We start from the raw sequence: 18,388 nt of genomic DNA, 5'->3' as shown, positions 1-18,388 counted from the left end.
ATGAAGTCTATAACAATATTGTCTTTTACAGCAGGTCTGTTATTCCTGCTGGCAGACCTGTCCTACGGGCAGGATATAATCAGTGCGGCTGATCTGGCACAGATCATTAAAAGTGATCAGGTAGTAGTCGTTTCGGCAAGGAAAGCAGAGGACTACAAAAAAGTTCACATTACGGGTGCCATTCATTTGGACCATAAGTCGCTTTATAAGGAAAAAAGCATGTTGCAGGATCCAGTCCAAATCGCCACGATTTTAGGCAATAAGGGCATCTCTGATCAAATGAAAATAGTCGTTTACGACAACGGGTCTGCCAAGTATTCCGGAAGGATTTATTGGATATTGAAGTACCTGGGAGCAAAGGATGTGAAAATGCTTGATGGTGGTATGAAAGCCTGGAGAATGGCTCGAAAACCTGTGACCAAAAATCCTACCACAGGAAAAAAAGCTCGATTCAATCCAGCCGTTGATAAATCGAGCTTCGCATCGATGAGTCAGGTAAAGCAAGCAAGTAAAAACCCGGCTTATGTTTTGGTAGATGTAAGATCGTTTGAAGAATACAATGGCACTGCGCAAACCAAATTGCGTCCTGGTCACGTGCCCAAGGCGGTCAACCTCAATTACAAGGAAGTCCTTACTGCTCAGGGTACATTAAAATCAAACGCAGAACTAGCGCCCATTTTCGCCAATGTAGGAATTACAAAGAACAAGGAAATAATTCTCTATTGCGAATCAAGTGTAAGGGCAGGTATTGTCTATCTCGCACTCAAATCGGCACTTAAGTATCCCAAGGTACGAGTTTATGATGGCGCCTATCTGGAATGGGAATCATTCAAAGAGAATAAAATTGAAGTAGCTCCATAGCATCCCAATGTAAACGAACTAAACATGTTTCAGGCTAGCAGACGTGATTTCATTAAGATAGCTTCTCTGGGAGCTGGAGGCCTGTTGGCCGGTCCGCAGCTCTGGGCAGACTCCGACCCTCTCTATGAGAGATATGGCATAAAAAAAATACCAACCTATTGTGAGGTTTGTTTCTGGAAATGTGCCGGCTGGGTGCATTTCGACAAATCTGGTAAGCCTTATAAAATAGTTGGAAACAAAGCGGACCCCTTATGCAATGGTCGATTTTGCCCCAGAGGCACTGCAGGCTTAGGAATGTATACGGACCCTGATCGATTAAAAGTTCCTTTGATTCGGACGGTTCGTGATGGAAAACAAACGTATAAAGAGGCCACCTGGCCGCAGGCGATTGACTACATAGCCTCAAAAATGCGAAAGATCATAGATGAACATGGGGCCGAAAGCCTGGCACTTTTCAATCATGGTGCTGGAGGAAAACATTTCGGCAGACTGTTTAAGGCACTTGGATCCGGCAACATTGCGGCACCTTCATATGCGCAGTGTCGTGGGCCACGAGAAGTAGCGTTTCATAGCACATTTGGAGCTGGTGTCAATTCACCCGAAAATACAGACATAAAAAATGCCAAGTGCCTGGTTTTGATAGGATCTCACCTTGGAGAAAATATGCACAATGCCCAGGTACAAGAGATGTCCACATTGATCGATAAGAAAGCTTGTATTATTGCAGTAGACCCCAGACTGTCCACTGTTGCATCCAAGTCCAACTTTTGGTTGCCTATCAAACCCGCTACGGACATGGCCTTGTTGTTGGCCTGGATACACGTATTGATCCATGAAAACATTTACGATAAGCCATATGTGGAGCGTCATACTTTCGGTTTTGAGGACCTAAAATCCCACGTCAGGGAAATGACACCAGAATGGGCTGCTTCAATCACTGGGCTCAAGGCAGATCAAATTCGAGAAACAGCCTGGGAAATGGCAAAAGCTTCTCCTGCGGTCATTGTTCACCCGGGGCGACATGTCACCTGGTACGGAGATGATACGCAAAGGATCAGAGCAGTTGCTATTCTCAATGCACTATTAGGCTCATGGGGTAGAAAAGGGGGCTTCTACTTCCCGGCTAAGGCCAAAATCCCATCTTATCCTCATCCCGGATATCCGAAACCAAAATGGACGTGGAAGGACACATTGAATGGCAGGTATACCATGACCGGGTCAGCAGTCACAAATGCAATTATTGATGCTTCCCATCCGGATAATACAACTGATAAGAAAATCAAGGGATGGTTTGTTGTGGGGACCAACCTCATCCATACCATTCCGGATCAGAAACGAACCATTGAAGCACTAAACAATCAGGAACTTGTGGTGGTCGTAGATACCATGCCGATGGAAATTACAGGATACGCAGATGTTGTTTTGCCCGAGTGTACCTATCTGGAACGCTTCGATGATTTGAGGAATTCACAGTTCAGAGAAGCGACAATTGCAGTGCGAATGCCTGTGGCTAAACCAAAGTATCTATCTAAGCCAGCTTCGTGGATGGTTAGAAAACTAAGTAAGAAATTCGGGTTGCAAAACCATTTTGACTATTACGACTATGGGGAAATACTGGATTGGCAATTGAGGCAAGTAGGAAGCTCTTTAGAAAAGGTCCGCAAGAAAGGATTGATCAATTACCCTCGTTCAGAGAAAGCCATGTATATGGACGAAGCTTCACCTATGGGTTTCCATACCGCAACCGGAAAGATCGAGCTTTATTCGTTTGCCATGGAAGATGAGGGTTACGATCCAATGCCTGTTTATACGCCACATCCGGAGCCACCGGATGGTTATTACCGACTCAATTATGGACGGGCGCCTATGCATACCTTTAGCCGTACGGCAAATAATGCCCATTTGAATCAATTGATGTCTACCAATAACATTTGGGTAAGTCCCAGTGTGGCCAAGAAATGGAATTTGAAAGATGGAACAGAGGTTTGGCTCAAGAATCAAGATGGAAAAGTAAGTTCTTTTCCCGCTGAGATCCGGCTGACAGAACGCATGGGCAATGACTCGGTCTATATGGTTCATGGATTTGGCCATTCGGAAAAGAGATTGACTAAGTCATACGGAAAGGGCATATGCGATACAGAGTTGATGACTAAGGTCATGATCGACCCGATAATGGGAGGCACCGGTATGCGGGGCAATTTCGTGACATTTCAATTGACACCACCTAATACCATAGAGACATGAGATACGCAATGGCCATAGATACAAAAAAATGCATAGGGTGTGCCGACTGCGTCCTGGCCTGCAATATGGAAAACCAAATACCCGAAGGTTTTACCAGATCCTGGGTGGTAGAAATGGCTAAAGGAGAATACCCGGACACCATGCTTGAGTTCAGGTCTGAGAGGTGCAATCATTGTGAGAATGCGCCATGTGTCAGGTGTTGTCCGACCGGAGCGAGTTTTACTACCGAAGGTGGGATTGTGTTGGTAGACGAATCGAAATGTATTGGGTGTGCTGCTTGTGTAGAATCATGCCCATATGACGCACGATTTATGCATCCCGATGGATATGCAGATAAGTGCACTTTTTGTTATCATCTGGTCTCAGAAGGTCAAAATCCTGCCTGTGTGGATGTCTGTCCAACGAAGTGTATTTACTTCGGCGATCTCGATGATGCGGATAGTGAAATTTCAAAAATCGTAGAAACGAGAAAATCAAAGGTATTGCTCCCCGAAGCGGGAACAAATCCTCACATTTTTTATCTAACCTGATTTTGAAGTCATGGAAGAAATAATTGTAATAGGTAAAAGTAACCCCGGAGTTTACCCCGTCCTGGATGTTTGGGGATGGGAAATTTCGGTATATCTCTTTCTCGGTGGAGCGGCAGCAGGGACATTGTTCTTTGCTGCCATTGGCTATCTTTTGGGGAAAGAGGATGCATTGCCAATGTCGGTAAAAAATGCTATTCATTTCGTACCTCCAGCACTATTGGTCGGCTTGTTTTTGCTGTTTCTAGATTTGCATCACAAGCTCAACGTATGGAGACTTTACACTTCATTTAGTTTGGAGTCACCCATGTCCTGGGGTGCCTGGACTCTACTTGTAATTACACCTTTGTCAATCCTCTGGTGGTTGAGCTATCATTATTCGATGGTACCTAGATGGAAGCGCAGCGAAAGGTGGCTTAGAAAGATTTCAAACTGGTCAGTCAGAAATAGAAAAATCTTGGCCTGGATGATACTGCTGACCTCAGTAGTCTTGGGTGTCTATACCGGTATTTTGCTTTCAGCTTTCAATGCAAGGCCGCTCTGGAATTCAAGTATTCTTGGTGTGCTATTTTTTGTATCAGGCCTATCTGTGAGTGCAGCATTAATTCAATGGTTGAGTGCGAGCAAATTTGAAACGGCTCTATTCAGAAAATTTGACCTGGGTCTGATAGGTTTGGAGATCTTTCTGATTATTCATCTCTTCATGGGGTTGCTGTCCGGATCGGCTGTACAAATCCAGGCAGCCGGTCTTTTCCTTGGAGGGCCGTTCACCCTTAGCTTTTGGCTTATGGTCTTTACTCTGGGCTTGATTGTGCCAGCAATAGCAGAGGTGCTTGAAATGTTTGGAACTCGTGTAAACAAATTGGTTGTACCCTTACTCATCATCTTTGGAGGCCTGATGCTTAGAATTATCATTGTAAACGCCGGGCAGGTTTCATCTTTTTGAAAAGGCTAGTATATCCAACCACTGAATGTGGTTTGCTTCACTAATTCACAAGAATTTTGATCGTTTCAGGACTATTAAGTTTACCTCACCATTTATCGATATGAATGACCTTTATCAAGATTAATGAGGGTTTAGGTAATGAGCAATTTCTTGGATGACAACGATCAGAGCGCACTTTGATCGACGTCATGGCACAGGAGATTCTTTCAATGTAGCTTTCTGGTATATACAATGGTTATTGACCCGAGATGCGGAGTCAGTTTTTTACCTCAATCACAGGTCTGGGTACTTTTTTAGTGTCTTACCAATAATTAATGAACGGTCAGATGATATCATTTCGAAGTATTTTCATAAACAGCATGACGTTATTAACACTCATGGTCGCACCATGCGCCTATGCTCAGGATGCCAAGGAAATTATTAGAAAAGCAGATGAAAAGCGAAGGGGAGATGTAGCCACCGCAAGCATGACCATAAGCATCATTCGTCCTTCCTGGTCAAGAGACATGTCTATTAAGTCCTGGTCTAAAGGAACTGAATATTCGTTGATATTGGTCACATCACCTGCAAGGGATAAGGGCACCGTTTTTTTGAAACGAGACAATGAGATTTGGAACTGGATCCCCTCAATAGAAAGAAGTATCAAACTTCCACCATCCATGATGATGCAATCCTGGATGGGATCAGATTTTACCAACGACGACCTGATCAAGGAATCCTCTATAGTTGAAGATTATACGCACAGTATTGTAGGGGATTCAATCATCATGGAAAGAGAGGTCCATAAAATAGAACTCATACCCAAGCCGGATACGCCTGTGGTTTGGGGAAAGATATATAGCTGGATTGATAAAAAGGAATACATAGAATTGAGATCAGAGCTCTACGACGAAGATGGATATCTGGTAAACGAGGTTAAATTCCTGGAAATAAAGCCCCTTGGAGGCCGGATGTTGCCTTCTATAATGGAATACATTCCTGCAGACGAAGAAGGGCATAAAACCGTCATAAAATACCATGAGGTCGATTACAATGCCCGGCATGGCCTCGACTTTTTCTCTTTGCAAAACATGAAAAGAGTAAGATGATGTATCTAATACTGGCATGGCGAAACATATGGCGCAATAAACGCAGGACATTTATTACGATGGCTTCTATAGTCTTTGCCGTACTGCTGGCCATTCTGTTAAACTCTGTCAAAGAGGGTGTACTGATTAAGATGCAGGAGAATGTAGTTTCCTTTTACTCAGGAGCGATTCAAGTGCACAAAAACGGCTATTGGGATGAAAAGACATTGGACAATTCTATAGCCTATAGTGATTCTCTGATTACTCAATTGGTAAATCACGAAGAAGTCAATGTCGCCATTGGCAGGTTAGAATCCTACGCGTTGGCAGCATCTGAGAAGTACACAAAGGTGTGTATGGTCGTCGGAATAGAGCCAGAAAATGAAACGTTGGTGACATCGCTGGATAAAAAAGTCATTGCTGGCGATTACATCCGTAGCGAGGATGAGAGCGTACTCTTGTCGGAAGGACTAGCCGAATATCTCAAGCTAACTGTAGGAGACACATTGGTAATCATAGGACAGGGATATCATGGTGTAAGTGCAGCAGGGAAATATCCGATAAAAGGGGTGATCAAGTTTGCCAGTCCACAACTCAACAAAACGATGGTTTACCTGCCGATGAAGCTTGCTCAGCAACTGTTTGACGCCACAAATCGACTGACGGCTTTAGTACTCGATATCGACGATGTGAGCGACGCGGACAGAATTGAAAAAGAATTGACATTAACCACCAGTGATGAATATGAAGTTATGGGCTGGAAGGTACTGTTACCTGAACTAAACCAGGTATTGGAAGGAGAGCGTGCGGAGAATGTGATCTTTCTGTTTGTCTTATATATGCTCATAGCATTTGGCATATTCGGTACCGTGCTTATGATGACCATCGAAAGGCAATATGAATTTGGTGTCTTAATAGCTATTGGTATGCGAAACCTCAAATTGTCGAGCGTGGTCGTGCTGGAAAATATTATGATCTCGGTCCTTGGTGCTATAGCTGGCACAATGCTAAGTATTCCGATGATTGGCTATTTCTACAAATTCCCTATCCGTATTTCGGGTGATTTAGAAAAGGCATATGAGAATTTTGGTTTCGAACCCATTTTCTACTTTTCCATTGCCCCAAAGATATTTTACAGCCAAACCATTGTCATCTTTTGTATTGCCCTGGTGCTTTCGTTATATCCATTATTAAAAATAGCAAGGCTGAAACCAGTATCTGCTATGAGGACGTGAGCCGCTTAATTATGTAAACACAAAAAAATGTTACTAGTCATTGCTTGGAAAAACATATGGAGAAATAAGGTCAGAAGCCTGATTGTTATGGTATCTGTGATGATGGGACTTTGGGCGGGTGCTTTTATCCTGGCTTATGTTTTTGGTATGATCAATCAGCGGTTGGAGGATGCGATAGGAAGTGAAATTTCACACCTTCAGCTCCATCATCCCGAATTTGGTGTAGACTATGATCCCCAATTCTATCTAGACAATAGCCAGTCCATCATTGAGGACATAGAAGCCAGTCCAATGGTAGACGCGGTTTCTGGCCGTGTGCTGGTGTATGGAATGGTGGCTTCGCCATCAACCAGCACGGGGGGTAAGCTAATTGGCATAGATCCTGAGCGTGAAGATCAGGTGACGCAGCTCGCTAGCAATGTAGTAGAAGGAGAGTACCTACGCACTAAGGACAGGTACAAAATCATAGTGGGTAAAAAACTGGCAGATAAACTGAAACTGAAAATCCGTTCGAAAGTTGTACTTACTTTCCAGGACGTGGACGGAAATATAGTCGCCGGGGCCTTTCGGGTCAAGGGTATCTTCAGAAGCTATAATTCCAGCCTGGAAGATGGCAACCTTTATGTCAATCAAAACGATATGTCGGCCCTGTTGAAAACCAATGGACAGGTACACGAAATAGCGGTTTTGATGCAGAGTGGGGAAACAGTTAATGAATATGTGTCCACGCTGGCCAATCGGCACCCAAAGGCTTTGGTAGAGAGTTGGAAGCAGCTTTCTCCCGAACTGGGATTGATGATTGACTCGCTGGATCAATACATGATCATATTTTTTGTCATTATCCTGTTGGCCCTATCTTTTGGAATTGTCAATACCATGCTTATGACCGTCCTCGAAAGGGTGAAGGAGATAGGCATGCTGATGGCAATCGGGATGAACAAAATCAGACTGTTCGGAATGATTTTTTGGGAAACCATTTTTATGGTCTTGATAGCAGCCCCTCTTGGACTGCTCCTGGCTTATATCAACATTCACTGGCTTAGTATTCACGGATTGGACCTGTCCGCTATCTATCAGGAAGGTTACGCAGCCTATGGTTTCAAACCCATCATATACCCAAAACTGGAAGCGATCTACTATTACAGAATCATGATTCTTGTGATCATAACTGCGATTGTGGCTTCAATTTATCCGGCCATCACAGCACTCAGGCTTGATCCGGTGAAAGCGATAAGAAAAATTTGATGAGAAATTTAAATATATCAACCAATGGAAACTTCTAGCCACGAAAATTGTGTAATACACACGGAGGATCTTACAAAGATCTATGATGAAGGAGCAGTTCCTGTAAAAGCTGTTGATAATGTTCATCTACATATTGAAAGAGGTGAGTTTACTGCGTTGGTAGGCCCATCAGGCTCGGGTAAGACCACCTTGCTCAATCTCATCGGAGGATTGGACAAACCTACCTCAGGTAAAGTCTGGGTGCATCAGAAGGATATGTCTACGTTGAACAAAAACGAGTTGATTGATTTCAGGCTCAACAATATTGGCTTTGTATTTCAGGCGTACAATCTGATTCCTGTGCTTACGACCATGGAGAATGTCGAGTTTGTGATGCTACTTCAGAAAAAGGAGAAGAAGGAGCGGAAATCCAGGGTCAACCAGCTGCTAAAGGAAACTGGTCTTGAGGACAAGGCGGACAAACGCCCTTCTGAATTGTCTGGCGGCCAGCAGCAGCGGGTGGCGGTAGCCAGGGCGTTGGCTTCTAAGCCTCAATTTGTACTCGCAGATGAACCAACAGCCAACCTGGATTCAAAGACCGCTGAGAACCTGCTGGATATGATGGCTCGATTGAATAGGGAAGAAGGTATGACCTTCATCTTCTCTACCCACGACCAGAGAGTGATTGATAGAGCCAGAAGGGTCATTACGCTTGTAGATGGTGCCATTGCTTCTGATGAGGTTCGAGAACCCATGGCCATGGCTACCTAAATCCTCTGAAACAATGTTCCGGGCACAATACCTGATCCTGCTGTTTACTTTCATACATGCCGTGCATGGGCAAGATATTGAAAAGCCCCAAAACTGGCAGCTCACCGGTTACATCAAAGACTTAATGACAGTCAATTTTGGCGAGGACTCTACCCTGGTCGACAATCTGATCCACAACCGGATGAACTTCAAATGGTATCCCAGTGAAAAAGTAACCTTCTATTTGGATATTAGAAATCGATTATTTCATGGGGATCTTGTTAGAAGTATTCCAGAATATGCTGAATTTGTCGACGTCGGTAATGATTATTTGGATCTTTCTTATCAAACATCAAAAGGCAAACCCTGGTTATTTCAGACCATGATCGACAGAGCATACTTGGAGTGGTACGGAGATGAATGGGAAATCAGATTGGGGAGGCAAAGGGTGAATTGGGGAGTCAATTTGATATGGAACCCGAATGACCTTTTCAATGCCTACTCATTTTTTGATTTTGATTATGAAGAACGTCCGGGTAGCGATGCGATAAGGGTAAGAAAGTATATTGGATATGCCGGCAGTCTGGAATTGGTTTCAAACTATAGTGAAGAGGCGGATGAGATTGTGATGGCAGGGATGTGGAAAACCAATCGCTGGAATTATGATTTTCAGTTTTTGACAGGCAAGGCCCGTCAGGATTTGGTCTTAGGTCTGGGGTGGGCCGGGAATATTGGAGATGCAGGGTTCAAAGGGGAAGCAACCTATTTTTATCCGTACACAAATAAAGAATTGCTTGACAAAGCGTTTTTAGTATCTCTTTCGACAGATTATTCATTTGAGAATTCACTCTATCTTAATGGGTCCGTACTGTTCAATTCCAATGGTTCCGATGAGCGGTCGGTGGATGGGTTAATCTTTGCCTCATCCGGTGTTTTGACTGCCAGGGACCTGTCGCCCTTCAAGTATTCTACTTTTATTCAGGCAGGTTATAGCTTTCATCCACTCATCAATGGCGGACTGGCAGTGATCTATTATCCAAGCACAAGAAACTCCTTGTTTATGAACCCAAGCGTTACATTCTCGATCAAACCCAATCTCGATTTAGATCTAATTGGACAAGTCTTTCTAGATGACCAGGAAGATGAATATGAGGCAGTTGCCAAAATATTCTATACCCGTATAAAATGGAGTTTTTGAAGCCGGAAATAAAATTATTCAATGATGAGCAACCTTGCATATGAATGAAACGTATGAAGTTTTGTACATATGAAATAATATTCATATGTTTGCAGAGAAAAAGAAAATGGAATTATGGTTTCAACAGAAATAGATACCAAAAAAATTGAGCAGGTGGCCTTCATCCTGAAGACCATTGGTCATCCAGTGAGATTAGGAATAATTGGTCTACTGGCCAAAGAGGAGGAACTGTCAGTCAATGAAATCTGTCAGAGCCTGGGCGTTGAGCAATCACTTATTTCTCATCACCTGACCAATATGAAATTGAAAGGAATACTGAGTAGCAAAAGGGAGGGGAAGAGCATACGTTATTCTCTGGAACTCAAAGAAGTATTAACGGTTATCGACTGTATGTCAAAATGTAATTTGTAAAATTTTTTGATTCAAAACATGAAAATATTAACATATATAAATTTAAACATGTATAAGGTATTAGTTTGGGCAGTGCTACTAATGGGTGCTCAGAACGGATGGGCCAGGCAGGAGACCCGGGAGGTGTTGAAATTGTCCATGGAAGATGCCGTAAAGCAGGCCGTTGAGAGTAATTGGCAGGTTCAGAAAGCTAACCAGAATTTAGGTATTGCCACATCGGAACTCAGATCTTCTAATGCTGTCTTTCTACCTAGCGTCAACTTATCGGAAACCTATGCCACTACAACGGATCCGCTTTCTGCATTTGGGTTTAAGCTGCAGCAGCAAATTGCATCTACAAGTGATTTTAATCCGGAAGTACTCAATGACCCCGGTGCTGTAGATAATTTCAAAACGCGTATTTATGCCGAGCAGCCAATCATTAATTTGGATGGAATCAATGCCAGAAAAGCCGCATCAGCAGGAGTACAAGCGTCCGAATTCAACCTGAGATGGACTAGGAGCCAAATAGCTTTGCAAGCCAAAAACTTGTATTTCCAGCTCCAACTTGCTCATGAAAAAAGAAAGGTAGCTGAGAGTGCTCTACAAGCGGCAGAGGCCAATTATAAAGTGGCAAACGATCTTTTTGACCAGGATTTGATTCATAAAGCTGATCTGCTGTCGGCCGAATTGAGAATGACTGAAGTCCAAAGCGAGAGAATTGCTACTGAAAATCAAATAAATGATGGCAATGCAGTACTCACTCACTTCCTTGGGTTAGATAGATCAATGACCATTTTCCCGATTGACCCCATTGCTAATATGGAAGTACCAAAGGAGTATTTGAAAATGACGGAAATTTCTACTGGACGTTCAGATCTTCAGGCGCTCTCTTCCCAGGTTATGGCCACCGATCAATTGGTGAAATCTGCGAGAGGAGGCCTATTGCCCAGGCTGAACGCATTTGCCAGTTACGAATGGAACGATCAGAGTTTGTTTGGTACCAATGCCAACAACTATATGCTCGGAGCCAAGCTGGAGTGGGACATCTTCAAAGGAGGTAAAAACCTGGCCAAGATCCAGAAAGCCACATATCAAAGAAACCTGGCTGAGATCAATTATCAGGAAAAATTATCCGATGGCCAGCGCGAGTTGGACAGGACAAGGGCTAACCTGATTTTAGCCAAAAAACAGGTTGAGCTGGCCGAATTGGCCATCAAACAGGCGGAGGAAACTTATAAGGTAAGGGCCGATCGGTTCGAAGAAGGACTTGAGCGGACCTCGGACGTATTGCTCGCAGAATCCGATTTGCTTGCCAAGAAAATTAATCACCTGCAAAGTATGAATAGGTTCCAACAGTTGGTTTTCAATTTAGAAATGCTGCTGGAGCAAGAATTGACCCTGTAATAAACGAAGAACAAAAGAATCATGAACAGTATAAAACAATCAATTTTTGGACTAATGATCATCGGAGGTTTAGCTTCATGCAAAACTGATCGGAAGGAAAGTGCAAAGGTAAATGCACTCAAAGTGACCGTGCAACAAGTCATACCAGTTGATAAAGTCAGTCTGTCCCAATTTTCCGGAAAGGTAAAAGCGGATGACAAATTGGTATTAAGTACCAAAGCCATTGGCCAGATCGAAAAAGTGCTTGTGGACAAAGGCGAGCGCGTTAAGAAAGGACAATTGCTTCTTCAAATAAGAAGTAAGGACATTTTGTCAAAGAAATCAGCAGCTGAAGCTTCACTGAAGGAAGCAAAGTCGGCATTGAAAAATACGCAAAAGGACCATGAGCGCATCCAACGCCTCTATGAAAAAGGCAGTGCCACGCAAAAAGAACTGGATGATATCAGCACAGCGAGCGAAGCAGGAGAAGCCAGAGTCGAATCTATTGACCAGTCCATTATCGAACTGAATGAATTGCTCACTTATGCCAACCTGAAATCTCCAATTGATGGATTCGTTTCAAAAAAATTCGTGAACGAAGGAACAATGGCTACTCCGGGCAGTCCGTTGTTGGCACTTGAATCACTGGATCGATTAATAATTGAGATCAATGTTCCTGAATTCGAAATTGGACTTTTTGCAGAAGGAGATCCTGTCAACATAGAGATTGACGCCATCGATGAAAAATCCATGATTGGGAAAGTAGATAGAATTATCGCTTCATCTGCATTTTCCGGTGCACAGTATCAAGTACAAATTCTACTCAAAGACGGCTATAAAGCTTTGAAACCAGGGATGTTCGCGAGAGTGAGTCTTTTGAAGAACACGGAATCGAAAACAGTAGTACCTCGTGAGGCACTCGTTCACAAGGGGCAATTATCGGGGCTATATACTGTGAATCAGCAAGGCGAAGCCATGTTGCGGTGGTTGAGGTTGGGTAAGGAATATCCCGACGGCATTGAAGTCCTTTCTGGGCTTAGGAGTGGAGAGCAGTTTATCCTATCATCCGAGTCAAAATTGACAGATGGAGCCAAAGTTGAAATCACCAAAAGTATCTAATCATGAAGGGGACAGCAGGAAATATTGCTAACAAATTCATTAATTCGAAGCTCACGCCGCTATTGATGATCGCCTTCATGGCGGTTGGTTTCTACAGCGCCACTTTGACGCCAAAGGAAGAAGAGCCTCAGATTGATGTGCCTATTGCTGATATATTTATTCAATATCCTGGCGCGAGTGCTGCGGAGGTAGAATCCAGGGTGGTGAAACCCATGGAAGCTTATCTCTCAAATATCCATGGCGTAGAATATGTCTATTCACAATCCATGGAGGGTAGAGCCTTCATAGTTGTCAGGTACCTGGTAGGTGAGGACATTGAGCGAAGTGTGGTCAAGTTGTACAATGAAGTACAGAAAAACATGGACAAAGCACCTCCGGGTATGAGCTTACCATTGATAAAAACCAGGTCTATAGACGACGTACCCGCACTTGGACTCACGCTGTGGAGCGAAGTCTACGATGACTTTGAACTAAAGAGATTAGCTGAAGAACTCACACTCGAAATAGAAAAAGTTCAGCAAGTAAGTGAAACCAAAATTTATGGTGGAAGAAGCAGACAGGTTCAGGTCCTGGTAGATCAGGAGAGAATGTCAGCTTACCAATTGGACCCTTTTATCATTGCCAATGGAATTTTGGCATCGAATAGACAAGTTCAGGCAGGTACATTCACAAACAATGATCGGGAGTATTTGGTGGATACTGGTGAATTTTTAAAGACTGCTGAGGATATTGAAAATCTGGTTGTAGGCGTAGCAGACGATACACCTATATATCTGAGGCAGGTAGCTCACGTCATAGACGGGCCTGAAATACCAAGAGAATACGTAGCCTTTGGTTATGGTGCGGGTCAAGCTGGTATGAGTAGCATGCCTAAAGGTGAATTCCCGGCAGTGACCATTTCGGTTGCGAAAAGAAAAGGGGCTGACGCAATGAAAGTGGCTGATGCCATTCTTGCTAGAATTGATCTTTTGAAAAAAGATTTGATTCCTGCTGACGTAAACATCGAGGTAACAAGAAATTACGGCGAAACGGCCTCTTTAAAAGTAAAAGAGCTACTGATACATTTGGCATCAGCCATACTGGCGGTGACCATAGTGGTAGCTTTGTCTATGGGTTGGCGAGGAGGATTAGTTGTTTTTCTTTCTGTGCCCGTCACCTTTGCATTGACACTCTTTGTCTATTATATATTCGGATATACACTCAACCGGATTACCCTATTCGCGCTGGTGTTTGTCACCGGAATTGTGGTGGATGATTCGATCATTATCGCAGAGAATATGCATCGGCATTTCAAAATGAAGAAAATGCCGTTTCTGCAGGCCGCAATCACCTCCATCAACGAGGTTGGGAACCCAACGATTCTGGCCACATTCACTGTCATAGCAGCTGTACTGCCGATGATCTTCGTATCCGGATTGATGGGACCTTACATGAGTCCAATGCCTATTGGAGCGTCTTTGGCCATGTTTTTCTCCTTGTTGGTAGCCCTGATCATTACGCCCTGGTTGGCCTATCATTTACTGAAAAATGACCATGGCAAAGAGAAGGAGTTTGTATTGGAAGATACATGGATCTACCGTGTGTACCATCGTGCCATGCAGCCGCTATTGGCGTCGCCATGGAAGCGCTGGACATTCATAGGTTCTATTACCGTGCTGTTGTTTGCCTCCTTCACCTTGTTGTATTTCAAAAAGGTAGCAGTGAAAATGCTGCCATTCGACAACAAGAATGAATTTCAGGTAGTCATAGATATGCCGGAAGGCACCACCCTTGAGCGAACAGCCATAGTCGCCAAAGAAATAGCGGCCTACTTGAAAAAGCAACCAGAAGTGACCAACTATCAATCCTATGTGGGCTCTTCTTCACCTATCAACTTCAATGGACTGGTTCGTCATTATGATTTGAGAAAGGCTGGCAATATGGCGGACATTCAGGTGAACTTATTACCAAAGGGAGAAAGGAGCGAACAAAGTCATGACATCGCCAAAAGATTGAGACCTGTCGTGCAGGAAATAGGTAAGAAATATAGAGCAAATGTGAAAGTAGTAGAAGTGCCCCCGGGGCCTCCCGTAATCTCTACCATTGTGGCAGAAATATATGGTGATAACCTGGACGGCCAGGAAAATGTAGCCGCACAAGTCAAGCAAATACTCTCAGAAGTAGACGATGTAGTCGATGTAGATTGGATGGTAGAAGATGACCAGGTAGAATACAATTTCAACGTGGACAAAGAGAAAGCCATGCTGGCTGGAGTGTCTCCGGCGTATGCATCCAACGTGCTCAAAACAGCACTCGAAGGATCGACGGTTTCTTATCTGCACAGTGACACTGAAGTGCAACCTACTCCTATCCATTTAAGATTGGAGGAAACTGAGCGATCGACATTGAATGACTTAAAGAAAATTAATGTCAAATCATCAAAAGGAGAGATGGTGGCCCTCGGGGACATCGTGCAAGTGGAAGAAGATCTTCGGGATAAAAGCATATTCAGAAAGAATCAAAAGAGAGTGGTGTATGTGTTGGCTGATGTGGCGGGGAAACTGGAAAGTCCGGTATACGCCATTTTGGATGCTTCCAAGCGATTGGAAGAAATCGAAGTGCCTGCCGGATATGTGCTGAATGAATTCTATACGGCTCAGCCTTTTATGGAGCAGGACTATGGCGTGAAATGGGACGGAGAGTGGCAAATCACCTATGAAGTATTTCGGGATTTAGGAAGTGCTTTTGCCGTAGTATTAGTCATTATCTATTTGTTGATAGTGGGCTGGTTTCAGGACTTCAAAGTACCATTCGTTATGATGGTAGCCATACCTCTTTCCCTGGTTGGTATCCTGGTTGGCCATTGGTGGTTGGGTGCATTCTTCACCGCTACTTCTATGATTGGTATGATTGCCTTGGCTGGCATTATGGTGCGAAATTCTATCCTATTGATCGATTTTATCAACCTGCGGTTAAAAGCCGGAGTACCTATTGGTACCGCCGTTATTGAAGCTGGTGCGGTACGGACCACACCTATCTTATTGACAGCAGGTACGGTGGTGATAGGAGCTGTGGTTATTCTGTTTGATCCTATTTTTCAAGGTTTAGCCATATCTCTTATGGGAGGGTCTATCGCCTCTACATTCCTGACGTTGTTGATTGTCCCTCTGATCTATTACATGACAGAAAAGAAGAAATATGAATCGTCCGTTCAAGCATCTGAATTCGTTTTGAATGGTAAAGAAAATGACCAATTGGAAGAATTGGTAGATGTAAAAAATGAGAATTAGGATTGAGTTTCATGGTTGTTAGTTGAGGTAAAGTCCTGGTATTAATGGCGAGCAGAGTACCCGGCTATGGAAATGCTCGCCAGCCAGGATGATCGGAAACAGTCACAATCAGAATGTACCAAACCATTAAAAAAATAAAGCGATGAAATTAATCATAGCGTTGGGTATCAAGGAACTACAAAAGGAATTGAGCCAGGTGTTCAAGGACAACAAAATTCCAATATTCAGCAAAGTCAACATTGAGGGATTTAAGACAGAGGACAATGAAGTGGACATGACCAATTGGTTTGTCAAAGATGTACATGCCGATTTTTCGGTGATGTTTTTTGCCTTTGTTCCTGCAGGTCAGGCTGATTCTATTTTAAAGGCCATAGACGACTTGAATTTGAGTAGAAAAAGGGTGAATGCATTTCACGCATTCCAACTGCCGGTAGAAAAATTTGTATAAGAGAGTTTAACATTAAAAATGAGAAAAAGATGAGAGATAGAATTATAAGAGGAGTAGCCGGAACCATGGTTTTGACAGGTTTGTTACTTGGGTATTTCGTAAATGAATACTGGTATATTTTGACAGCATTTGTCGGCATCAACTTATTCCAGTCTTCTTTATCAAAATGGTGCTTACTGGAAGACATACTTAAGAAAAATGGAATTGAAAATTAGACCTTTAGGGAGCAACATTAATTTGTTATTCACGAAAAAGAATAGGTGAACTGGCCTTGAATATAGAAGGTTAGCTCTTGATTAGAATCAAAATATTTATCTACTATACATAACTTTATTTATGCTCAACACAATTAAAAAATTATTTGGTTTTGGCCCTGGTGTGGATTATCTACAATTAACTATTGAGGGTGCTGTGATCATCGATGTTCGAACTAAATCGGAATTTCAGCAAGGTCATATCAAAGGCTCTCAAAACATTCCATTGAACGATCTCACGAGCCATTATTCAAAATTGGACAAGGACAAGTGCATTATCACCTGCTGTGCATCAGGCATACGAAGTGCCTCGGCAAAACGAATTTTGAAATCAAATGGTTTTATTGAAGTCTACAATGGTGGCGGATGGAATAGGTTACAAGATAAGATCAACCAATAAATAATAACATCAAATCAAAAACGGTAGATCCATATATGGATTCTATTACCACCTAGACGACTGAAATCAGCCACCTGATTGATGGAGGTCATTTCAAAGCACCAGTATTTCACCGTACTTTAATACATGATATGGGTTATACTGGTGCTTTCTATTTTACTGGGAGTCGTGATTTGGCTGCTATTTACGCCCATTACGCTTTTCATTGACACCTTAGAAAGTATCTACTGCATAAAGGTGAAAGGGGTTTGCAAAATCAGTTTGAATACTGCTCAGGAGCCAATCTCTATAGATATCAATCTACCCATCAGAAAATTCACAATTTCTTCTTTCGAAAGAAGGAAGAAATACAAAAAAGAAACTCAAAAAGGGAAAAAGGCACCCAAATCTTTCAAGGCCATTTACCAATTTGTCAATGATTTGATCAAGTCATTCGAACTGGTCAAAATGAGCTTGAACGTAGATACAACAGACTTTGCTCGCAATGCTCAGCTTGTTCCCGTATTCCATTTTTTGAGTGGTAAGAACAGAAGTTTCTCGATCAATTTCGATGGTCACACCTACTTCCAATTGATCCTGAAAAACCGTTTGATCAGAATACTAAGACCAGCAATCGCAGTTGCAATGAAATAAATATTGTTCACCTAAAACATTAATACAATGGAAGTCAATTTTGAAGAATTACTCGGAAAGATTACAGATTTTATAAAATCTGAAGCTAAAACTGATACGATCATAGGCTCACCCTTCGAGCTTGGTGAATTTACATGTGTACCAGTTGTAAAAGTTGGAATGGGATTCGGAAGCGGCGGCGGTACCGGAGATGCTCCTAAAACAGGAAAAGGAGAAGGCGGAGGTGCAGGTGTTGGATTAGGAATAGAACCTATCGGCTTTTTAGTCACCAAAGCAGACGAGATTTCCTTCCTGAGTGTAGACAAGGGAAGTAAGGGGATATCTTCGGCATTTGAAAAGGTCCCCGACCTAATAGAGAAAATCTTTGCAAAGAAAGAAGAAGCCAAAACCTGATCCTAGATCAGGTTTTACTACGGCTGTAATTGTACATCTTAAAT

At 42.9% G+C, this 18,388-nt stretch carries 18 protein-coding genes; all 18 read left to right on the top strand.

What is annotated here, in order from left to right; genetic code table 11:
• The 18 genes from ABJD64_RS06745 (at position 1) to ABJD64_RS06660 (ending at position 18,344) form a co-directional block, all read left to right on the top strand.
• Positions 1 to 861, top strand: coding sequence for a sulfurtransferase (locus ABJD64_RS06745; protein ID WP_348179862.1), 861 nt, complete (start codon positions 1 to 3; stop codon positions 859 to 861).
• Positions 862 to 885: 24 nt separating this feature from the next.
• Positions 886 to 3,105 (top strand): molybdopterin-dependent oxidoreductase, encoded by a 2,220-nt coding sequence (locus ABJD64_RS06740; RefSeq protein ID WP_348179860.1) that lies wholly within the window; start codon positions 886 to 888, stop codon positions 3,103 to 3,105.
• Positions 3,102 to 3,635: a 4Fe-4S dicluster domain-containing protein gene (locus ABJD64_RS06735; protein ID WP_348179859.1), complete on the top strand. Its 534-nt coding sequence runs from the start codon at positions 3,102 to 3,104 to the stop codon at positions 3,633 to 3,635. Before ABJD64_RS06740 ends, ABJD64_RS06735 begins: the two co-directional genes overlap by 4 nt.
• Positions 3,636 to 3,645: 10 nt before the next feature.
• On the top strand, positions 3,646 to 4,578 hold the full coding sequence (gene nrfD / locus ABJD64_RS06730) for an NrfD/PsrC family molybdoenzyme membrane anchor subunit (RefSeq protein ID WP_348179858.1): 933 nt from the start codon (positions 3,646 to 3,648) through the stop codon (positions 4,576 to 4,578).
• Positions 4,579 to 4,937: 359 nt separating this feature from the next.
• Positions 4,938 to 5,666 (top strand): outer membrane lipoprotein-sorting protein, encoded by a 729-nt coding sequence (locus ABJD64_RS06725; RefSeq protein WP_348179857.1) that lies wholly within the window; start codon positions 4,938 to 4,940, stop codon positions 5,664 to 5,666.
• Positions 5,663 to 6,880, top strand: coding sequence for an FtsX-like permease family protein (locus ABJD64_RS06720; RefSeq protein ID WP_348179856.1), 1,218 nt, complete (start codon positions 5,663 to 5,665; stop codon positions 6,878 to 6,880). The genes ABJD64_RS06725 and ABJD64_RS06720 overlap by 4 nt, the downstream gene beginning before the upstream one ends.
• 27 nt (positions 6,881 to 6,907) lie before the next feature.
• Positions 6,908 to 8,125, top strand: a complete 1,218-nt coding sequence (locus ABJD64_RS06715; protein WP_348179855.1) for an FtsX-like permease family protein — start codon at positions 6,908 to 6,910, stop codon at positions 8,123 to 8,125.
• A 24-nt stretch (positions 8,126 to 8,149) separates the two neighbouring features.
• Positions 8,150 to 8,875, top strand: a complete 726-nt coding sequence (locus ABJD64_RS06710; protein WP_348179854.1) for an ABC transporter ATP-binding protein — start codon at positions 8,150 to 8,152, stop codon at positions 8,873 to 8,875.
• A 13-nt stretch (positions 8,876 to 8,888) separates the two neighbouring features.
• Entirely contained in the window at positions 8,889 to 10,052 is a 1,164-nt protein-coding gene (locus ABJD64_RS06705) for a hypothetical protein (protein WP_348179853.1), read from the top strand.
• A 114-nt stretch (positions 10,053 to 10,166) separates the two neighbouring features.
• Positions 10,167 to 10,463, top strand: a complete 297-nt coding sequence (locus ABJD64_RS06700; protein WP_348179852.1) for a metalloregulator ArsR/SmtB family transcription factor — start codon at positions 10,167 to 10,169, stop codon at positions 10,461 to 10,463.
• 48 nt (positions 10,464 to 10,511) lie between these two features.
• Complete coding sequence (locus ABJD64_RS06695) at positions 10,512 to 11,849, top strand: TolC family protein (protein WP_348179851.1); 1,338 nt, start codon at positions 10,512 to 10,514, stop codon at positions 11,847 to 11,849.
• Between the two features lie 21 nt (positions 11,850 to 11,870).
• Positions 11,871 to 12,947, top strand: a complete 1,077-nt coding sequence (locus ABJD64_RS06690; protein WP_348179850.1) for an efflux RND transporter periplasmic adaptor subunit — start codon at positions 11,871 to 11,873, stop codon at positions 12,945 to 12,947.
• 2 nt (positions 12,948 to 12,949) lie between these two features.
• Entirely contained in the window at positions 12,950 to 16,216 is a 3,267-nt protein-coding gene (locus ABJD64_RS06685; protein WP_348179849.1) for an efflux RND transporter permease subunit, read from the top strand.
• Positions 16,217 to 16,358: 142 nt separating this feature from the next.
• Positions 16,359 to 16,664, top strand: coding sequence for a hypothetical protein (locus ABJD64_RS06680; RefSeq protein ID WP_348179848.1), 306 nt, complete (start codon positions 16,359 to 16,361; stop codon positions 16,662 to 16,664).
• Positions 16,665 to 16,693: 29 nt separating this feature from the next.
• Positions 16,694 to 16,879: a DUF2892 domain-containing protein gene (locus ABJD64_RS06675; RefSeq protein WP_348179847.1), complete on the top strand. Its 186-nt coding sequence runs from the start codon at positions 16,694 to 16,696 to the stop codon at positions 16,877 to 16,879.
• Positions 16,880 to 17,000: 121 nt separating this feature from the next.
• A complete protein-coding gene (locus tag ABJD64_RS06670) occupies positions 17,001 to 17,318 on the top strand; it encodes a rhodanese-like domain-containing protein (RefSeq protein ID WP_348179846.1) in 318 nt (105 codons plus the stop codon).
• 126 nt (positions 17,319 to 17,444) lie between these two features.
• Entirely contained in the window at positions 17,445 to 17,951 is a 507-nt protein-coding gene (locus ABJD64_RS06665) for a hypothetical protein (protein ID WP_348179845.1), read from the top strand.
• A gap of 27 nt (positions 17,952 to 17,978) precedes the next feature.
• Entirely contained in the window at positions 17,979 to 18,344 is a 366-nt protein-coding gene (locus ABJD64_RS06660) for a spore germination protein GerW family protein (RefSeq protein WP_348179844.1), read from the top strand.
• The last annotated feature ends 44 nt before the right edge of the window (positions 18,345 to 18,388 follow it).

The organism is Reichenbachiella sp., from assembly GCF_039944555.1.
Classification (GTDB): Bacteria; Bacteroidota; Bacteroidia; order Cytophagales; family Cyclobacteriaceae; genus Reichenbachiella.
The sequence above is the reverse complement of the archived record's forward strand: the minus strand, read 5'-3'. Positions and strand labels throughout refer to the sequence as shown.